Here is a 19,521-nt window from a genome sequence, read left to right on the forward strand (position 1 = left end):
GCCGATGAAAATTCATTCAAGAGGGTCGAAACAGGCAAATTTCCAAGGAAACCACAGTTTTCCGCATGAAAACCGTCAGGATGCCCGAGCCCCGGAAGTCGCATCGGTCAACTCAGCACGACTCCTGTCGCCCGCAGTTGACGCTGGCTCGCCAACTTTTTCAGGCTGAGGATGAGCAATCGAGAAGCTGACGGGGTTTCCCTCAACCTGCAGTTGAAGTTGCGTTCTAGAAAAGAGTCGTTGCTTGCCACCGAGCTGTTTTAACGCTTGGATCGCCAGTTGAATGCCGTGGTAGCTGCGAGCATTGCCCCGAACAATCATGCAGTCATCAGCCAGGTCGAGCGTCACTCCACGAATCAGCCCGTTTGTCTCGTGTAGAATCGTTGAACTAAAAGAATTGAGCAGTTCGTTGCGGTCGCTCCATTGATCGAGAGACATGTTTTCCATCCTTGTCAGAAAAAATTGTGTTATCATCACAACCTTCTGACTAGGCAAACTCGATGCCGCTTGGCACCGATTTCAAATTAAATCGTCCGATCAGGTTTTCATTTTCGAAAAGTCGCAGCGTCAAGTCCGTGTCGGCTCAGTAATTTGTGCATTCCCTGACGCGACAACCCTGCCTGACGTGCTGCTTGTGAAACATTGCCGCCATGCTTTTCAAGTAGAACGGTCAAGTAAGTATGGTCAGCGTTGTCGAGTGCTTCTTCGCGGGAAATTTCCGCCAGAACGGAAACAGACCTGAATGCGCTGCCTGTAGTCTCGCGGACCTGTTTCGGTAAGTCTGTCAGCTGAACTGTTTCTGTTCGGGTCAAAGCGACTGCCCGTTCGAGAACATTGCGAAGCTCCCGAATGTTGCCCGGCCATTCATAGCGAAGAAAACAGGCCACGACCTCATCAGAGAAACCTGTAATCCGTCTCTCACCTTCCTGGAAGTCCTTTAAAAAGCGGTCCGCCAACAGCATAACGTCGTCACCACGGTCCCGTAGTGGCGGTAAATCAAGGTGGAGTACACCCAGCCGATAGAAGAGATCTTGCCGAAATCGCCCCGCGTTGACTTCTTCAAGTAAATCACGATTCGTCGCACTGATGTAGCGGGTATTCACTCTTCGCAATTCGTTTTTCCCGACAGGCGTAAACGCTTGCTCCTGCACAGCACGTAAGAGTTTGGCCTGCGAGGCCATTGGCAACTCGCCGAGTTCATCGAAAAACGCGGTACCGCGATCACTTCGGCTGAGCAAACCTTCCTGATCTTTCACCGCACCAGTAAACGCCCCTTTGGCGTGACCAAACAAGACGGACTCAAAGAGCGACTCTGGAATGGCGGTACAATCAATAATCTGGAAGTTATGAGCGCCTCGCCGACTGTGATCATGAATCGCTTTAGCGATTACTTCTTTGCCTGTGCCGCTCTCTCCGGTAATCAAGACATTGGTGTCAGTCTGGGCAACACGATCAACAATCTCCAAGACTTCCTGCATCGGTTCACTGCGACCGATGATCTCTGGGAACTTGGCTGATAAATCCTCGTGACCAGATTCAGACATCGGCGTTGAGGGAGTCTCTACCACAGGCTGAGCAAGCACGCGACGAACGCTCGCCAACAGGTCTTCATACTTCACTGGCTTCAGAAGATAATCAGCGATGCCAAGCCGTACACTCTCAATCGCTGTCGGCAATGATGGAACGCCTGTAATCACGATGAGTGGAATGTCCGGCCATTGCATCCGTCCCTGCTGCAACAGTTCGAGCTTTAAGTTGCCGGGCATGTTCAGATCAGAAAGAATCAGATCAAACGACTCGCGGCGAAGCCTCTCCATGGCCGCGTTTCCGTCTGGCACACAGACACATTCATAACCCGCCTGACTCAACAGCTGGCCAGTTGTTCGCAAATAGAGTGGTTCGTCGTCAGCGATAAGAATTCGCTTCACCGTCTGTTGATCATTCATTGCTTAACACCCGACGTGGCACTGCGACCGTCACACAAGCGCCACTATTATTGTTATTACAGATTGTAATTGTGCCCCCCATCGCCTCAGCCAGGCTTCGGGACACTGACAGTCCCAGCCCCATCCCTTCACGCGTCCCTGTTTTGGTGCTGTAGAACGGCTCAAACATTTTTGCGATGACTTCACTCGAAACCCCTTCGCCTTCGTCCTTGACAGTCACAAGTGCACCGGTGAGCGATGTGGAGACTTCGACTTGAACGGAACCGCCGCGCGGCGTTGCCTGAATTGCATTTCGAACGACGTTCAACAGGATTTGCTTCAGTTCACCTTCTCGCAGGATTACCTCAGTCGATTCCAGTTCTCCGGATTTGATGCAATCCTGGGTTGTGGACGTCACCTGTACGTCCCCCTTCTTTGCCAATGGCTGCACGAGGACGACAACGTCTGCCACAGTGCGACGCAAATCGAACCGCCTGGGCGACTGCTGGCTCGGGCGGTAAAGCTGATACATTTGATGCGTAATTGAACTGATTCTTTCAATTTCTCCATCAATCAATTCGAGCAGCTCATAGTCCTCGTCATCAGACGAAAGATGACTTTTGAACAACGCAAACGCATTGCGGATCCCAGCCAGCGGATTGTTCACCTCATGAGCAACCCCGGCTGCCATCTGCCCCAGAGCAGCGAGTTTTTCCATTTTCAGCCGTTGCTCTTCCAATTGAGCGATTTTGACTGTCCGCTCTTGAACAAGCTGCTCCAGATGTTGATTATAGAGTCGCAACTCTTCGCGCAAGCGGTGACGCTCAGTGACATCCCTGACACTGGCACGATAACCAAGATGCCGGTGCGACTGATCATACATCGGCTGCCACGACACACTTGCCCAGCGACTGGAACCGTCACGGTGAGCCACCTGAAATTCGACATCGTTGCCACTTCCGCCAGCGATTGCATCTCGCTGCACCTCAGCAATCTTGTCGCGATCTTCAACAGCTATGAGCGGCAATGGATAATTTTTCATTGCCAGACATTCATCTGGAGAATACCCGGAGATCCTTTCCACTGAGGTATTCACCCACAACAACTTACCATCGGGCTGGTGCCAACTCTCCCAATCATATGTGTAATCCGCGATCGCTCGAAACACGAGGTAATCGAGCTGTTCGTTCCCGAGTGGATCATATGGAGGCAGTGGTGGCATACGCTGCATCATATCACAGATAAATCGTTTTTTCTCTTAGGGAACGGGACAGGATCGAAAGAAAATTTGGCAGCACTACGTCGAGTACATCAGGCAACTCTTCCTTCGGACAAAGCACCTCTTCAAAAACCTTTGGAATGAAGGATTTTGTTAGCGTGAAAAGTGAAAACTTAGATATTTGGACCGCTTCTCTGAGGTCGCAGAAGCTTGAACGTGCTCTGAAAAAAGTTAGTGCAACCGACTGGTGCACGCCCTGCAAAACTTTGCAGCGACGATGAGACCTCTCTCGTAAGACAATGAGAAACTTTCTTCAGGGACTTCTAAGATGAGAAGCAATGTTTGTGCCGCAACATGAACGAATTGGATTCCTGTCACAAATCCGAAAATCGGTCCCCAGCAGGCGACAGGTGTCGCTTTCTGGCGACGGCAGTTTTACCCGTCTTGGTTGGCGAAGCGTTCAAATTTATTGAACTCATCCGCGACAATCGTTGAACGAAACTGCATCTCCAGCAAAAACTCACACCATCACTGCTCAAGAATCGAAAGCGAAAGACTTTAAGAACAGGCAGCATTGATCCGACGCTCTGCTTCGTGGCGCGCAATCTATGAAGTCAAAAGCGATCGTAACCGGTACGAAAAACTTCAAGATGAAGATGCCTTAAAGTGCATCACCTTCACTGGCGTCTAAATTGCCGCGAAATGGATCACGGACGTGCTTTGCTCGCCAGTTTTGCCAGAGAAGAAGTGCCTTTTCTCTATCCTGATCGGAAGCGAACCGGGCAGAGTTGGCATAATAGAGATACCCGCTTTTGGGGCGAAGCTCATTGAAGCCGTACGTTTTGGGATCTTGCTTTGTCACATACAGCAATGCGGCGAGCGCGACGTCACGGATTTGAACAGTCGTCGCTGAATTCTTGAAACTTCCAGGAAGTTGCGCACTATCCGTGAGTAACTTCTCCAACTCTTCGATGACATCCTTCCCGCCATACTTCGCGAGATAGAAAATCGAATTTCCGGTATGAATCGCAGATGCCCGTAACTGATGCCGACGTGCAATTCCGTCTCGCGCAGCTTCCATCCCCGCATCGAGATCGAAGGTCACAGCATCGCTGAGCAGTTGAATGGGAGAAGTGTGACGGTTCTTGCGAATCCAGATTCCAATCAACGCTTTCAGAACCTCACTACTGCGGGAACGTAACGCTGCGTCGCGAAAAGTCGAGTCGCTGATCAACATCGTAATGATAGAACTGGCATTCCCGCTCGGTCTGTTATCCGGGTGACAGGCGAGAAAAAGCAAAGCAGCAATCGAACCGGGTTGGATTTCAAGACTCTGTCGTTGATGGGAAATCGCCTGAAGGTCACTGCAACGCTTTTCAAACTGGCTTTGCCAGCCTGGTGCTGAGACAGCGAGCATCAAGTCAGTTTCACTATTTAAAATTTGAACATACAACTCGCGCGCGTCCTCGCCGTCGCCCAGCATTTGATGGAATTCCTCCCAACCAGGAGCCAACCCCTCTGGGACGATCCACGGATTTGCACGCAGTTCCTGCTGCCGATCTGCAAAGGCCCCCCGCCTGAGGAGTTTCATCAATCGAAGCGTTCGGTATCGAATCTCTGGATCAGGCGATTTCGTTCCTTCGACGATTGCCGAATAAGATCGATACCCTAAATCCAGAAGTTCCTGCTCGGCCTGAAGTCGCGAAAGGAAACTGGAGTTCCCAAGTTGATTGACGAGCCGCTTGGGAGTTTTCGCGACATCCGCGAATGCAGCGTTCTGATGAAATAAAACGACTGCGCAAAACAGCCCGCCCCAGTTCAGGCTGGGTCTCGGACAGAATCGCGTCGCAGAGATCGATAAAGAAGTGTTCACAGTTCCATCATCGAAAGCTATCCATTCTCTGACAACCCCAACGCAGCCGATTATTGTTTGAAGAACCGATTCAACAACCCTGTTAGTCGCCTGTCACCAAATTGAAACCTTTGATGCGGTGAGAGTGAAGTCAATTTGAGGCTTCTGCAACATGCGAATTCGCTGACGGAGTCAACTCAGGAGCCTCCGGCGATTCATCACCCAGCTTCACAAGCCAATACAGTATGCCCGCCGAGACAACACCACAAACAGCGAGGAACACAGGGTTAAATGCCATCGTGTCGAGACCTTCCGCCGTCTTGGAGAATGTCACAAGATGACGTGTGAAACCGTCTTGCAGCGTCTCAATTTCCAATTGTGAAGCAAAGACTTGCGTCCCGTTAAAAATTGCATGGAAAATGATACAGGGAATCAAACTCTTACTGCGAACTGCCAGCAATCCCAACGCCAGTCCTAACAGAGAAGCATTGAATTGCTGTTTCGGAATCATATGGATGACACCAAACAGAATCGCTGAAATGACAATTGGCAGCCATTTATGTCGTGAACGCTGAAACCCACTGAGGATGAATCCGCGGAACGCCAACTCTTCACACACCGCCGGAGCAATAGCGAACGTGACGAACGACAACCACAAGGGGACCTCGGACATCGCTGACATCATCTGTTCTGCGCCAGGAGGAATGGGCGGAAAAAATGGGTCAAGCCTCGAGAGCAACTCCATCGCGAGCGGTTGTAACGAGAGTGGAAGAACCACTGCCACACCGAGCATTTTCCAACTTGGAAGTTTGAGCTTCAAGCTTCGCAACGGCAATTTCGTCAGCAGGATCGCCATTATCACTGGCGGAACCCCAACGGTTGCAATCAAGTAAATTAACTGAACAACCACCATGCCATTGGCATCACCGAGCAAATTCGGATTCGATTGCATCGAAGTGAGAAAGACAAATTGCAACATCGCAATCATTACGAAGCAAACGCCTGCTTCCGTAAAACTGGGTGTCTCTTCTTTATCACGAAGTAAGTGCTTGATCCACAATCCGAGTTCGAATCGCTCTGCTTCGCGAAACAGAATTCCTTCACTTTGAAACTGTTCAATCGCCCACCACAGCGCAAGAGCGCTATATGCAAAGCTGGTTACGAGCACCGGGACAGCATACATCCAGACGACACTCGAAGTTGCGCCACCAAGCAGCAACGCTTTCAGCAACAACGCCGGGCCGACAACCGGCAAGACGCTGTAGTAAGGAGTCAATTCAATTGACGGATTCAGACAGAACATCGTCAGTCCCATCGTCACCATCAGCAACGGAGTCAGATAGTACTGACCTTCTTTGCTACTCTTCGCAAACATCGCCAACGAGAGACTCATGGCGCTGAACAATGCAGAGAGAGGAACCGCCAGCAGGACAACCCACATCAATGAGAGCATTGGAGGGAACGAAAGATCCCCGATAGCCGAGGCATTCGTACTGCCGATGGCTGTCAGCATGTGCTGCCCCGTGAACCCCATACTGGCAAGGTTCAACAAGGCTGTCGAAATACTAAACAGCATGACCGTCAGAAACTTCCCGAGTACGATCTCTGTTCGGGTGGCTGGCGAGATCAACAACGTTTCCATTGTGCCACGTTCTTTTTCCCCTGCACCCAAATCAATCGCCGGATAAAACGCTCCGGTGACAGACATAATCACCAGCAATGCCGGGAAAATCTTACTCCAGACGTTAGCTGCGATTTCATCCGCCTCGACGAGATCCACTAATGTCGACTGCACTGGATCTGGCAGACTTGCAGGCAGCGAAGCAGAGTCCAACCGTTGTGCCAGCAAGGCTGCTTCCCACTCTCGCAGCGCCTGCTTGACTCGCTGATAGGCGATCTCCGATTTTTCATCGGCGCTGTTATGCAAGATAATCGTGCGTGGTCCTGGCTCTAAATCAAAGTCGCCAGCTGCCAGTTTTTTGTTACCGGATTCATAATGTTCGCGAAACCCTTTAGGGAAAATCACGAGAACCTGAGCAGGGCTCTTCGAAAACCAGGAGGTCACTTTCTTACGCAGAGCGATTTCCCGCTCTGTCAATTCCTTCTGCCGCTCTTTCGATTCTACCAGCGAGTAGATTTCATCCTGAACATCAGCCAACTCAAGAAGAGTGGCACGTTCGATTTCTATTCGCTTCATGAAATCGCGAAATGCATTGCGCGTCTTCTCATCGAGATTCGCGGTGCTCAATGAATCGGGAGCATCGGTGATCACGCGGAGCTTGTCGGCATCTTCCGAATAGTTAAAGAAGTCGGAAACGATGCGGTGGTCTTTGACCAGATCTGGCGGCGGGATTTCGTCAGCCCCGATGATCACAACATTTCGCGTCTGTTCGGTGAACGTCACCGTCATCTGCACCATTCCGATTCCCAATGCGGGATACAGCAGCAATGGGAGCACAGCGACCATGAACAAGGTTCGACGATCTCGCAATTGATCGCGAACTTCACGCAGGAAAATCAGTTTGATGTTCGTCCAGTTCATGGAAAATGTATTCGCTCTTTGATTTTTCAGAAAGAGTTGCGATTGGCAATTTGTCGGGTCGATGTGAAGTGCATGCAACGATGATGGTGTTCAGGCACAGCGTCTGAGAGACACTGTCGGTGCAATCGCTCATCAATGTTTTGTGTTCGAGTTGGAAATCCGTTCAGGAGTTTTCAGACCTTCTGTATCTCCGCGATGAATTTATTCTGCTTCAGTCAGGCCAGTGAAAGTTTTTCTTTGTGCTCACGGATCAGTTCGAAGAAGACCTCCTCGATGTCGGGTTGATTATATTCGTCGATCAGTTCCTGAACGGTCCCTGTATCAAGAATTTCACCTTTATGGATGATGGCAACGCGGTCGCACAGCTTCTCAACTTCTCTCATGATGTGGGTCGAAAAGATAATGCACTTACCAGCATCACGCAGGTTTGCGACTGCTTCGAGAACGGCCCGCGCCACTAACACGTCCAGGCCAGATGTCGGTTCATCGAAAATCAGAACTGGTGGATCGTGAACAATCGTACGGGCGATCGAAACTTTCTGTTTCATTCCAGTCGACATCTTCGACCCTAGAACATCCCGAATTTCATTCATCTGCAGCGTATTGAAAATGTCATCAATGCGAACCTGGAGCCGCTCCTCTTCAATACCGTATAAGCGACCGTAGTATTCCACCATTTCGCGAGCTGTCATGCGGTCATAGATACCGGTGTTGCACGACATAAAGCCAATGTTCGCCCGGACCGACTCTGGAAAGCGAGCTACATCGTAGCCAGCGACCAATGCTTGACCAGTTGTCGGCTTCAGAACTGTACTCAAGATTCGCAGGCACGTCGTTTTGCCAGCACCGTTCGGACCGAGCAGTCCGAAAATTTCTCCCGGCTTCACTTCAAAGGAGACATTCTTCACCGCCGCAACGGGACCTCGTTTGAGATCAGTGAACTCCTTTGTCAGATCTTGAACAAGAATCATGTCTACTTCATTGTTGCGAGAGGACTACCGAAATGCTGTATCGGAACCATTTCACTTCCAAACCGATTCCGACAGTATCTCATACACCCTGAAACGTTGCCAAGCAGGTTTCGACTTGGAAGGAACCGAAAATTCGAACCGAGCGACCTGCACCCTCTGCACGAGACCCGCAGATCACGCAGAGCCCCTACACTCCGCACAACCCCTGCAAAGCAACCACAGCTATCTCCCTAGCATGCCATTCTCCCCCTCTACTCTGAGGATCTTTGGAGTTGGGGTTCGTGTTCTACATGGGCAGACGATAGAGCAAACTTCACGAATCTTTTGCCGCAATCTTGTCCAAAAACTCCTGCTCGCTCAGTACTGGTACTCCCAGAGTTCTTGCCTTCTCCAGCTTGCTGCCTGCCTTGTCGCCAGCGACGAGATAGTCCGTCTTGCTCGAGACACTGCCAGAAGCTTTCCCGCCGTTTTGAATGATCAACTCTTTAATCTCATCACGTGTGAATTGTTCCAGCGTCCCAGTCACGACGAAAGTTTTCCCGCTGAAGATCTGTTCCGCTTCATTGGCTTGAGGCTTCTCAGTAACCGGAGTTCCGAAGTTGAGTCCACAGTGGCGAAGATCCTCGATGATCTGGTTGCCGAAATCAGAGTGAAAAAATTCGTAGACGGACTTCGCTGTGACCGGACCAATTTCATCGACCTCGGCAAGTGATTCTTCGGTCTGACTGGCGATGGCATCGATGGTACCAAAATGCTTTTCGAGAATTCTGGAGTTCGTCCTCCCGACAAAGCGAATATTCAGAGCGGTCAAGAGCCTCCAGATCGGACGGGACTTCGACGCTTCAACACCGTCGAGCAGTTTTTCGACAGACCGCGTTCCCATTCTTTCGAGTTCGAGAAGTTCCTCACGATGATTGTGAAGCCGGTACAAGTCGGCGAAGCTATTGAGAAGCTTGGCATCGATCAGTTGTTCGATCACTTTGATTCCCAGCCCATCGATATCCATCGCTTGGCGAGAAACAAAGAAGCGGAGTCCTTCGCGAAGTTGGGCGGGACAGGTCGGGTTCAGGCAACGGATGTAGACCCCACCTTCGTCTCTGGCGACATCAGCACCACACGCCGGGCAAACTTCCGGAAAGTGAAAGGTGATTTCAGATCCGGTCCTTTCATGTTTTTCGACACGCACGACATGGGGGATAATCTTTCCCGCTTTCTCGACGACAACTGTATCTCCGATCATCACCTCCAGCCGTTCGATTTCATCACGGTTGTGTAAGCTCGACCGCGAAACGGTTGTCCCTGCGATTTCAACAGGAGCCAAATTAGCGACAGGAGTGAGTGTACCCGTTTTTCCGACTTGAATCTCAATCGATTCGACGGTCGTGGTCGCTTCGTAGCGTTCCCATTTGTAGGCGATCAGCCATCGAGGGCTTTTGGAAGTACTGCCGAGTTCTTCCCGCACCTCAAACTGATTGACTTTGATGACGAGACCATCGACCTCGAAGTTGAGGGCATGGATATTTTCCATCATCTCATTACAAAGCTCGATCGCAGCATCTATCCCGGAACAGACGCGGACGTGCGGAGTCGGAGGAATCCCCCAGACTTTTAGTTCCTCCAGAAAATCGAGGTGTGTTGAAATGCCCAACCCTGCGGCAGCCCCGATTCCGTGGGCGAGGAACCGGACTTTTCTGGCTGAACACAACTTTGGATCGAGAAGCTTCAATGCGCCCGAAGTTGTATTTCGTGGATTTTTATAGGCCTCCTGACCTTTCGCTCGCTGCTCACTATTGAGTTGAGCGAAATCCGAATTGGAAATGTAAGCTTCGCCGCGGACTTCAATCAGTTCAGGCGGATTTTCAGATTCCAACCGCAAAGGAACTCCGCCAACAGTCCGGGCATTCTGAGTGATGTCGTCCCCCCGCTGGCCATCTCCGCGAGTGAGTGCCTGCGTCAAGAGACCCTGCTCGTAGACCAATGCTAAAGCGACGCCATCTATTTTGTATTCAACGGTATACTCCAACTCATCAACAGCAGCCAATTTCTTCAATCGCTGATCAAACTCCCGAACAGCCTCTTCGTCGTAAACGTTGTCGATCGAGAGCATCGGCAATCTATGCTGGACGGTTTCAAAACCGGCGATCGGCTCGCCACCGACCTTGTGAGTTGGGCTGTCTGGAGAGTCCAGTTCGGGGTGCTCTTTTTCCAGTATCTCCAACGTTTTCAGGAGTTTATCGAATTCCAGATCAGAAATTTCCGGAGCAGATTCAACGTAATACAGGCGGTTATGACGGTTGATTTTTCGTCGTAACTCTGCAACTTCTTGCTCAACAGAACGGGTCATAGTGAGAACTCGTATTTCCGGGAGATTCGAGCAACGGTATACTAGCGCAGCCTTTGCGGCCGCAACCAAAAGGTGGCAATTTTTCAAGTTGCTGGTCAGCTTGAAAAAATCATTGAGGCAAAGGATAGCGGGTCACGGGTGAAAACCCATGAGATTGAGCAATCATATTGTCCCCGAAGATACTGACTCCGAAACCCTTCCCAAAACATGCGCGCATGTTGATTTGTAAGATTTAGAACGATCATCGAAGTTGACGAGTTTAGTCCCGATCCAAAATCTGATGCAATGATGAATCACCTCAACGATTGAGGTGTTCAGTTCAAGATTAAGGATCATACGAAATCCCGACCCTTTCGACTGCCGATTTGGATCGATTTTCATTCGATTTGACTTCGCCAGACTTTTGACCCCATATACAACACGATATACACCAACACAGTCACGAGGCGCACGGATGCGGATCATCGCTGTTATGAATCAAAAAGGTGGAGTTGGAAAAACCACCACCAGTGTCAATCTCGCTGCCGGTCTCGCCCAACATGGCCAGCGCGTCTGTTTGATTGACTTGGACCCACAGGCCCACTCATCAATACACCTCGGTGTCGAAGTCCAGGGTGGAACGAATTCGGTCTATCAAGTCTTCGCGGGTGCGAAGGGATTCACCGAAGTGGCCCAACTTGTCGCCGAAAATCTTTGGCTCGCACCTGCGGACATCGATCTGGCAGCAACTGAACTGGAACTCGTCGACGCCCCCGGACGAGAATTCGTCCTGAAGCAATCGCTCGCTCAAGCTGGGGTCGAACAGAAGTTTGATTACATCGTGATGGACTGCCCTCCATCGCTGGGCGTATTAACGATCAACGCACTCACTTCCGCAACTGAAGTTTTCATCCCGTTGCAGCCACACTTTTTTGCACTTCAGGGTTTGTCCAAACTCTTTGAGACGACAGCTCTGGTCACTCGACGACTTAATCGCGAGTTACGAGTTTCCGGGATCGTACTCTGTCTGTACGACACCGGAACCCGGCTGGCGAGCGATGTGACTGACGATCTGATGATGTTTCTTGAACAAAGTGACCCGCAGGCACCCTGGGCTGATGCAACTGTGTTTAACACAAAGATCCGTAGAAATATTAAGCTGGCAGAAGCCCCCAGCCACGGCACCTCGATTTTTCAGTATGCCCCGTCTTCCTCCGGAGCACAGGATTATCAGAACCTTGTCTTAGAAGTCCTCTCTGCTCAAAGGCAGCAACTTCTGGACGAACAGCGCAAGGCAGCTTAGAGAGCAGTTTGCTCTACCGTGTGCCCGTGAAGAACCGGTTTCCTGAATGAAATCACGTTATCCACGAGTAGGATCGCGTACGTTTATTTCAAAACAGCTGTAAGTGGAGACCTGGAGTTTTCGGCGAAAATGAAACTCTCGTAATTCAAAAAAGTCCGGAACCGAACTCATCGACTTTTTTCGCGGAGACGCGATTCGACTCGTGCGAGATGTGCGGTTTTTTCCCTGCCTGAGCTTTGTCGAGACGCATGTTGTTTCCGGATTGAGTGACTGCGCTCTGCTTCGATTCGTTTTCGCCGTAGTCTTCATACCGGCAGACGTAATCAGACTGTTGAGCGAGAATCAGCTCCTTCTCAAATGCTTCCAGCACCCGCTCCTGAATCAGGTCTCGGCACTCCGAGTTGATTGGGTGAGCGATATCGGCGTACAACTTCGCCTTCCCATCTGCCTGCTTGTGTGATCGGTCATCATCAAGCGGAGACCCGCAAGCGTTACAGTACGCAGCCCGGAGTTGATTCTTGAATCCGCAACCGTTGCAACGGTCAGTCAATTTCCGACTCGGCATTGCAACAAATGGCCCCTTCCCGCCACGGATGATTTTGAGATCCCGAATCACAAAGGCATTTTCAAATGTGATCGAACAGAATCCGAGTAAACGTTCTTCATGGTCACATTCCATCAATTTGATGCGAACTTCCGTGATGTCCATCTCGATCTCCTTTGATCGGCATCGTCAATAATCTAGAGCAAATCCAACATTGGTTTTACATTCTGGCGCATGGTGAGCAAGCTTGTGAACCTGCCTGAAAATCTCTGAATTCATCACTTTTCTCTATCGTTGAGAGAGCAAATTCAGATTCAGTTCTTAAGTTGCAAAAGTGATCTGCACGGGCAGCAACATTGAAAATGCCTTAGACTCCCGACGTGACTGCCCAACTTTGTATGCCTCCCAGGCTTTGGATTTTCCTGGCGAGACGGTTCGCCGATTTTCGAGACCGACACAACCCAAAACAGGCAGAGCCACTACCGGTCATTCCACTTACAACGATATCATGTTGATCAAGAAGCTCCAAAGATTTCTCGATCTCACGACTTAAATTTCGGGCTGACCCCTGAAGTGAATTCGTAACGAGCCTTGAAATTTGACTCAATCCTCCCGATTCAATTGCTTTCAAAATCTCATCTTGATGAGGAGTTTCCGGTGAGGAGTGTGCGGTCCAATGCTTGAACACGTCGGCTGTAGAAAGACCAGATTGAGGTTTGACAATCACAAAGTGCAGCGGACGCTTCACACTCACTGGTGTCACAATTTCTCCTCGACCGGTGCAAATCGCAGCGACGTTTGAATCCAGAAAGAAATTCAAATCGCTTCCAAGACTCGCTGCCAACTGATGAAGCTTTTCCTGGCTGAGGTTCAACCCCCAAAGCTGATTCAACGCCACCAATGTCGCCGCTGCATCGCTCGAACCACCTCCCATTCCTGCTTCACTTGGAATCCGTTTGAGAAGCTTGATGATTGCTCCGGAGTGAGTCCATGTTGTTCTTTGAAGTAATTGGGCAGCCTGAATAATCAGGTTGCGATCATCATTCGGAAGCGGCTTTTCATTGGGCAGAAGAGAAGTCGAAGTCATCTGAACCAGCGGTGATTCCTGAATCTCAAACCGAATCGTATCGTACATTCGGACAGAAACCATCAACGTTTCGAGATCGTGAAAGCCATCATCTCGACGACCCAAAATGCGTAAAGAGAGATTGATCTTCGCGGGAACTTGCACAATCAAAGAAGAATTGTCTCTACGGGTTCGCATTCCAGCCACCTCTCCATTGATGGTGCCAATCTTGTCAGACCTCGCCTAGAGCAGTTTGCTCTACCGTTTGCCCGTGAAGAACGCATTTCTCTAGGAAAAATGCTGTTCGCCACGAGGCAGAACCTGCAAACCAATTCGAAAGATGCTCTAAGTCGACTTGTCTCAGCTCGTCTTTTGTGTCGCTTGCCTCTTTGGTGATTCGGACATCGCTACAAAGGTTGGTCGATTCTTCTACTACAATTCATTGAGAGAAACGTAAAGAAATCGACTCAGTACACAACGGATCATTCTATTGATGGTAGAAACGAGGAGTCCGCTGTCAATATAGATCGGATGAATCCACATCGATGCTGGACAGCTGCCGAAGTGTTACCAGGTGGCTTTCTCTTACAAAAAACATGTGAAGATTGGTCGGCCTCAGTCGTCAAGCTCACCGAGTTGCTCGATTCGCTGACGTGCCACATCTGCCCAAGGTCCACGATGGTCGTGCTTCAGGTACTCTTCCCAGTGTAACCGGGCGACGTCTGTTTTGCCCATCTGGTTGAGGGTTTCAGCGAGATGATAGTGCGCATCGGGATACTCGGGCAAAATTGTCAACGCAACCTGAAAAGCGTTGGCTGCCGCAGAGTTTTCACCAAGTTCGTTGTGTAAACAGCCGATCTGAGTCCAGGCTTCCAGAAAGTCTTGATCATGTTCGGCAGCGACATAGTAACGTTCCAAAGCTCCTTCCGTGGAACCCAATCGGTAAAGACATTCACCAAGTTGAAAGTGAACGTCAGAGCTTTGAGGAGAGGACATCGCTGCCAAACGAAATGCTTCCAGTGCATCCTGAATTTGGCCGGCGTCATAAAGCCGGCATCCCTCAACAAGCCAGTCCCGATTCGGATTGGCTCTGAAGTCAGTCGGTGCCCCTGCCACACTTGCTATGGAGATCGATTGCGGGTCGTCTTCATGATCCTCGAAGACTTCGCTCGGCGTCACTTCGGTTTCGAACTCGAAAACCCGTTGACCTGTTGCAGGCATAACGAGGCCATGATGATCACGAATCATTACGCCCAGACTGTGAGCAAGAATTTGCAATTGTTCGAGCGGACGCTCATCGCCACGGCGAACGCTGGGAAGACTCTTTAGACTCTTTTCAATCTCTTGTCGTGGAATCCCTGAGCCGAGCAATTCACTGAGTCGACGAGCTGAACTGACTTCTCGGAAATCGAAATAGGGAAGCCGATGAACTTTTCGAATCGGTTGAATCAGTCCGCTTCGCTCCCACCCGCGAATCACGTGTGTCGAAATTCCAAGAATCGAAGAGAGCATCGCAGGGGTATACAGCCGATGAACTTCTTCTCGATGATCATTCAATCCCAACAACGTCAGCCATTGCGATTCATTCAAAATTTGAATGTCAGCTCCAGACTGAATCCAGCGTTCAACCTGCTGGAGCTTCACCGATGGCTGTCCGTTATCCTCAAGCGGCCAACCTTCTTCACCGATCACGATCATCGTCAGCTGTCGGCTGACATGATCTGTCGCTGTCCCGCCATTTTCTTCAACAAGCTTGGCGGCTTCGGCATGCGTGGTCGATGCAAGTATTCCCGTGAACGTCACCCGCTCCCCCTGAAGACAGGGTGAACTGTTCAAATGCGAAGAATCAGAAGAAAATACAGGCTGCGTCATTTCCGGAAGGGGCGAATGTGAAGGGAGCGATCGGAAACTTTTTCTGATCTCGAACATACCCGAGATTACCGGACACGGCAAACGGTCGAGAGCGAAATTTTGTATACTGAGAATTATATTAGAGACTGACGGAGCAACATGCGCGAACGGCAAACGCATGTTTTCGTAATTCATCAAGGATTGAGGAATTTGGTGTTAGAAACTGCCATTGATCTGAAAATGACACCACAATTCCAGTTCTCAGCCTCAAATTCTGGATTTTGGGGCACTCCAGCTTTTTTCGAATTCGTGTTCGCGTTATGCCTCTTAAAGAACTGCAAATTTACTGGTAAAACGTGTTCTTGGCAGGCACATGGTCAAGCAGACTGCTTAAGCTTGAATCAGCATTCCTGTTTGTTTGCGAACCCTATGGTCTCGCCTGATTGAGTGAATTAGGATGATACGCAACCGTGTCGACGTGATTATCCTTGGTCAAGGAATCGCAGGAACAACCCTGGCCTGGAGGCTCCTCTCGGCGGGCTGCACTGTGATGGTGCTCGACCGTGGAGATCGAATCACAGCTTCCAAAATTGCAGCCGGGCTCATGACGCCGATCACCGGCAAACGCTTTGCAATCTCCTGGGACTGGGAAGACTTTTATTCCGCAGCCGCTCAGTTTTATCGCGAAATCGAAACAAAGACCGAGACGCAATTTTTCGACGAACTCCCAATGCTGCGGTTGTTCCAAACTGCTGAAGAACGTCAGACATTTGAAGGGAAGCTGAGCAGACTCACAGACCTCGTCTCTTCAACCCGCCCTGATTTCAAGACGTTCCAACATGCAGCTGCTGAGGGTGGTTTTGAAATGATTGGGGGGAGATTACATGTTGAAGAATACCTGAAAGCTTCGCGGAAGATGTTTCAATCCATGGAGTCGTATTCCGAGTGCTCCGTCGATGTCCAAACAGAAATAGAAATTCAACCGAACGGGATCGTCATTCCAAAACTCAATTTGACGAGTAAGCACTTTGTCACCTGTCAGGGATTTCAATCGACGATGTTTCCTCATTTCGATCCGGTCAAATTCAACCCAGCCAAAGGAGAGATCCTTGACATCAAGACTCACAATTCCAACATCGATCGCGTTATCCATCGCGGAATCTGGATGTCTCCCAGAGGAAAACAGATTCGAATCGGAGCAACCTACGACTGGAGTGATCTCTCAAATGAAGTCACCGAGAATGGGCGGAACTGGCTGACATCCCGGCTCAACAATCTGCTGTCCAGCGAGTATGAAATCGTTCAACACCAGGCAGCTATTCGTCCAACAATGAAAGACTTCCATCCAGTGCTGGGAGCCCATCCGAAGATGAATAACGTTCTAATTTTCAACGGCCTCGGTTCGAAAGGGTCACTCATGGCGCCGCGACTGGCTCAAATGCTGACCAACCAAATGCTTCACCAAACTCCGCTCCCAAGGAATCTCAGTGTGGAAAGATGGTTTAGAACTGATCCTGAAAATTGAAATTGCTCTCTCAAATGTTGAGGAAAGCGGCTACTCCAGAGGGTTTCGGACTGGTTCTAAATAAGAATCGTAAGCCAAAATCAACGACAAGCTCCGCCCTCTTCGCCGGGGAACCAAGTTGAGCGTTGATACTATTTACGTTTATCCACCAGTAAACTGGTCTGGAATTTCGGTGCTTAGTGCATCGGAGCCGCCGTCTTCGTAGAAGCGGTTGAGTTCCACCACGGCGGGACCGAGGAGGAACAAGTAAACGGCGGGCATCAGACAGAGGACAGTCGGGAAAAGAAGCTTGAAGGTGGCAGAGTTCGCTTTTTCATCTGCACGTTGCTTCATGCTTTCCCGCATGTTGTCGGAATATTCTGACAACGCTTCCGAGACGCTCGTTCCCATTTGGTCTGTCTGAACCAGTAGCGATGAAAACGAATGAACTTCCGGAAGATCGACGCGGTCACTCAGGTTGGATAACGATTGAGAAAGCGTGCCGACGTGGGCCTGGTCAGTGACGATTTTGAGTTCTTTAGAAAGTGCGGGATAGACCGGGGCGATATCTCGCCCCACACGGCCCAGTGCACTAATTACAGTCATCCCCTGCGACACACACATGTTCAGCAAATCGAGCATGTCCGGCATTCCGTTTCCGATTTCTCGCAGACGGTCTTTCGCTTTTGCACGAACATACAAACTCGGTAACGCCCATCCCAACCCAGTGCAAACGAGCAGGGCGATGATGACAGATGTTTCCAATTGCGTTGGAACAATTACCAGCAAGAATCCGAAAAAGAGAATCGGAGCAACCATGCAGAGGTAGCGCACGGCTGTCAGGTTATGCCAAGCATGCGGTGAATAGTAACCCGCATTACGCAAAGCACGCTTGATCGTCTCACGTCCCTCTTTTGAAGTTGGCATCATTGCAGCCAACAAGGGAGTCAACTTTCCAAACTTGTAGTCGCTTTGATCAAAATAGGGATACTCCTCTTCGACTCCTTCAACTTTGACTTCGTTAATTCTGCCCGGTTTTACTTTTGTTCCTTCAGTCGAAAAGAGAGTCGCAGCTGGGACGTTGTCTCGCTGCGGTGATGATTCCTCGATTTGAGCAATGGCAGGCTGCTCAACTTCCTCGGCATGTTGAGGTTCGTCTTTAATGGCCGGAACCGACGGAGATGAAGGCTCTTGCTTCGCTACAGGTTCGAGCGAATCCTCCCGCAGCCTGGAAGTCCCCTTGGGCCGCATCTTCGGTTCAGAGCGATTGGCATCCACTGACTTTTTGCCACGCTTCCAGAACTTGTAGATTGCATAGATCGCCATCGTTGCTCCGACGGCGATAGCAAAAAATATCATTTCAGATGAATTCATGGGTTGATTCCTTCGTGAATCCTGTCGCGATCTTCGCCGCAGTCAACTCTCATTTTCCAACACGCATGTGAAGTGGATGCTGGATCGTCAGTAGGATCTCATTATGACCTGGAACCAGGTGGGTGCCATCGCATCCCAGCTGATCAATAATCGGAGTTAAACTTTTTCGCTTGTTTTCAAAATTCTGAGAACCCACATTGCTCCGATAAGTTCCAGAACGACGGCAGTCACCGTAATCCGCATACCCCAAGTCGACTCCAGTAAGGTCGTCAGATACTCACCGTCTCGCAGAACAAAGAATCCAACGATCGCCGGCGGAAGCACAATCATCAAAACAGCAGTCGCCCGACTGGCCGCAGTCGCAGCTTTGAGGCGTCCGAGAAATTGAATTCGGTCTCGCAATGTTTGAGACAATCGTTCGAGAACTTTGACGAGGTCACCACCGGTCTGCATGTGCACCGACAGGGCTGTCACAAGGACACTGGTCGCGACCACACCGGTTCGCGAGGGAAGTTCTTTCAACGAATTTTCGACGCTCAACCCCATTTCCAGTTTGCGAGTGCAATACAAAAGTTCGTCACCCAAAGGAGAAGGGGTATCGTGTGCAACCAATGCGAGTGATTTTTCGAGCGACCGACCCGTCTTTGCAGCTCGGGCGAGTTCATCAATCATCGGTGGAAGTTGGCTGGTAATTTTTGATTGTCGTCGTGATCGGGTGAAGATCGTGAACAAAATGGGCAACATCGAACCGAAAGCTGCTCCGAAGGCTGTTGTCAGCAAGTTTTCCTGCAAGACGAAAATGAATCCGCCGACCGTGAATGCTGAACACAACGAGAGTGCCAGAATCATCCCCGGTGTGACTCCGAGTCCTGATTGCAGCATCAGATCGTCGAACCAACCGTTAATACGGTTCCCGAGCGAATTGTCGTTCTCGATCGCGAAGACTTCTTCATCGCGAAGGATTCCCGCGAATTCTGGTTGTCGAAGAACTGTTGTGGTTGCCATGGGATTGGTCTCTGGCGCTGCCCCCGAAGGGGCGAAAAGGAA

14 protein-coding genes are annotated in these 19,521 nt (G+C 50.2%); 2 read left to right on the top strand and 12 right to left on the bottom strand.

Annotated elements, in window-relative coordinates; all coding sequences use genetic code 11:
* Positions 1 to 75: 75 nt before the first annotated feature.
* From ACN0YR_RS13520 to ligA, 7 genes are all read right to left on the bottom strand, one after another.
* Positions 76 to 438, bottom strand: a complete 363-nt coding sequence (locus tag ACN0YR_RS13520; protein ID WP_417849764.1) for a hypothetical protein — start codon at positions 436 to 438, stop codon at positions 76 to 78.
* Positions 439 to 545: 107 nt separating this feature from the next.
* The gene (locus ACN0YR_RS13525; RefSeq protein ID WP_417849765.1) at positions 546 to 1,946 is read right to left on the bottom strand and encodes a sigma-54-dependent transcriptional regulator; all 1,401 of its coding nucleotides are present in this window, start codon (positions 1,944 to 1,946) and stop codon (positions 546 to 548) included.
* A complete protein-coding gene (locus tag ACN0YR_RS13530) occupies positions 1,939 to 3,147 on the bottom strand; it encodes an ATP-binding protein (protein WP_417849766.1) in 1,209 nt (402 codons plus the stop codon). Before ACN0YR_RS13530 ends, ACN0YR_RS13525 begins: the two co-directional genes overlap by 8 nt.
* 658 nt (positions 3,148 to 3,805) lie before the next feature.
* Positions 3,806 to 5,017, bottom strand: coding sequence for a hypothetical protein (locus tag ACN0YR_RS13535; RefSeq protein WP_417849767.1), 1,212 nt, complete (start codon positions 5,015 to 5,017; stop codon positions 3,806 to 3,808).
* Positions 5,018 to 5,147: 130 nt separating this feature from the next.
* Complete coding sequence (locus tag ACN0YR_RS13540; RefSeq protein ID WP_417849768.1) at positions 5,148 to 7,538, bottom strand: ABC transporter permease subunit/CPBP intramembrane protease; 2,391 nt, start codon at positions 7,536 to 7,538, stop codon at positions 5,148 to 5,150.
* Between the two features lie 215 nt (positions 7,539 to 7,753).
* Entirely contained in the window at positions 7,754 to 8,509 is a 756-nt protein-coding gene (locus ACN0YR_RS13545) for an ATP-binding cassette domain-containing protein (RefSeq protein WP_417849769.1), read from the bottom strand.
* 313 nt (positions 8,510 to 8,822) lie between these two features.
* Positions 8,823 to 10,853 carry an NAD-dependent DNA ligase LigA gene (gene ligA / locus ACN0YR_RS13550; RefSeq protein WP_417849770.1) on the bottom strand — a complete coding sequence of 677 codons (2,031 nt, stop codon included), beginning with the start codon at positions 10,851 to 10,853 and terminating at the stop codon, positions 8,823 to 8,825.
* 454 nt (positions 10,854 to 11,307) lie between these two features.
* Between ligA and ACN0YR_RS13555 the strand changes: the two genes are divergently transcribed.
* Positions 11,308 to 12,135 (top strand): ParA family protein, encoded by an 828-nt coding sequence (locus ACN0YR_RS13555; RefSeq protein WP_417849771.1) that lies wholly within the window; start codon positions 11,308 to 11,310, stop codon positions 12,133 to 12,135.
* Positions 12,136 to 12,280: 145 nt separating this feature from the next.
* Here the strand turns inward: ACN0YR_RS13555 and ACN0YR_RS13560 are convergent, their stop codons facing one another.
* The 3 genes from ACN0YR_RS13560 to ACN0YR_RS13570 form a co-directional block, all read right to left on the bottom strand.
* Positions 12,281 to 12,844 (bottom strand): septation protein SpoVG family protein, encoded by a 564-nt coding sequence (locus ACN0YR_RS13560; RefSeq protein ID WP_417849772.1) that lies wholly within the window; start codon positions 12,842 to 12,844, stop codon positions 12,281 to 12,283.
* Positions 12,845 to 13,046: 202 nt separating this feature from the next.
* Positions 13,047 to 13,943: a 4-(cytidine 5'-diphospho)-2-C-methyl-D-erythritol kinase gene (ispE, locus tag ACN0YR_RS13565; protein ID WP_417849773.1), complete on the bottom strand. Its 897-nt coding sequence runs from the start codon at positions 13,941 to 13,943 to the stop codon at positions 13,047 to 13,049.
* A gap of 417 nt (positions 13,944 to 14,360) precedes the next feature.
* Positions 14,361 to 15,617, bottom strand: coding sequence for a tetratricopeptide repeat protein (locus ACN0YR_RS13570; RefSeq protein WP_417849774.1), 1,257 nt, complete (start codon positions 15,615 to 15,617; stop codon positions 14,361 to 14,363).
* Positions 15,618 to 16,053: 436 nt separating this feature from the next.
* On the opposite strand from ACN0YR_RS13570, the gene ACN0YR_RS13575 reads away from it, so the two are divergent.
* Positions 16,054 to 17,121: an NAD(P)/FAD-dependent oxidoreductase gene (locus ACN0YR_RS13575; RefSeq protein ID WP_417849775.1), complete on the top strand. Its 1,068-nt coding sequence runs from the start codon at positions 16,054 to 16,056 to the stop codon at positions 17,119 to 17,121.
* A gap of 141 nt (positions 17,122 to 17,262) precedes the next feature.
* Here ACN0YR_RS13575 and ACN0YR_RS13580 read toward each other — a convergent pair whose 3' ends face one another.
* Positions 17,263 to 18,474, bottom strand: coding sequence for a type II secretion system F family protein (locus tag ACN0YR_RS13580; RefSeq protein ID WP_417849776.1), 1,212 nt, complete (start codon positions 18,472 to 18,474; stop codon positions 17,263 to 17,265).
* A 156-nt stretch (positions 18,475 to 18,630) separates the two neighbouring features.
* Positions 18,631 to 19,479, bottom strand: coding sequence for a type II secretion system F family protein (locus ACN0YR_RS13585; protein WP_417849777.1), 849 nt, complete (start codon positions 19,477 to 19,479; stop codon positions 18,631 to 18,633).
* Positions 19,480 to 19,521 lie beyond the last annotated feature (42 nt).

This window comes from Thalassoglobus sp., from assembly GCF_048270125.1.
Taxonomy (GTDB): domain Bacteria; phylum Planctomycetota; class Planctomycetia; order Planctomycetales; family Planctomycetaceae; genus Thalassoglobus.

Coding starts and splice junctions, on each gene's coding strand:
- ACN0YR_RS13530 (WP_417849766.1), bottom strand. CDS start 3,147: ATGCCACCACTGCCTCCATATGATCCACTCGGGAACGAACAGCTCGAT.
- ACN0YR_RS13545 (WP_417849769.1), bottom strand. CDS start 8,509: ATGATTCTTGTTCAAGATCTGACAAAGGAGTTCACTGATCTCAAACGA.
- ligA (WP_417849770.1), bottom strand. CDS start 10,853: ATGACCCGTTCTGTTGAGCAAGAAGTTGCAGAGTTACGACGAAAAATC.
- ACN0YR_RS13540 (WP_417849768.1), bottom strand. CDS start 7,538: ATGAACTGGACGAACATCAAACTGATTTTCCTGCGTGAAGTTCGCGAT.
- ACN0YR_RS13560 (WP_417849772.1), bottom strand. CDS start 12,844: ATGGACATCACGGAAGTTCGCATCAAATTGATGGAATGTGACCATGAA.
- ACN0YR_RS13570 (WP_417849774.1), bottom strand. CDS start 15,617: ATGACGCAGCCTGTATTTTCTTCTGATTCTTCGCATTTGAACAGTTCA.
- ispE (WP_417849773.1), bottom strand. CDS start 13,943: ATGCGAACCCGTAGAGACAATTCTTCTTTGATTGTGCAAGTTCCCGCG.
- ACN0YR_RS13555 (WP_417849771.1), top strand. CDS start 11,308: ATGCGGATCATCGCTGTTATGAATCAAAAAGGTGGAGTTGGAAAAACC.
- ACN0YR_RS13580 (WP_417849776.1), bottom strand. CDS start 18,474: ATGAATTCATCTGAAATGATATTTTTTGCTATCGCCGTCGGAGCAACG.
- ACN0YR_RS13525 (WP_417849765.1), bottom strand. CDS start 1,946: ATGAATGATCAACAGACGGTGAAGCGAATTCTTATCGCTGACGACGAA.
- ACN0YR_RS13585 (WP_417849777.1), bottom strand. CDS start 19,479: ATGGCAACCACAACAGTTCTTCGACAACCAGAATTCGCGGGAATCCTT.
- ACN0YR_RS13520 (WP_417849764.1), bottom strand. CDS start 438: ATGTCTCTCGATCAATGGAGCGACCGCAACGAACTGCTCAATTCTTTT.
- ACN0YR_RS13575 (WP_417849775.1), top strand. CDS start 16,054: ATGATACGCAACCGTGTCGACGTGATTATCCTTGGTCAAGGAATCGCA.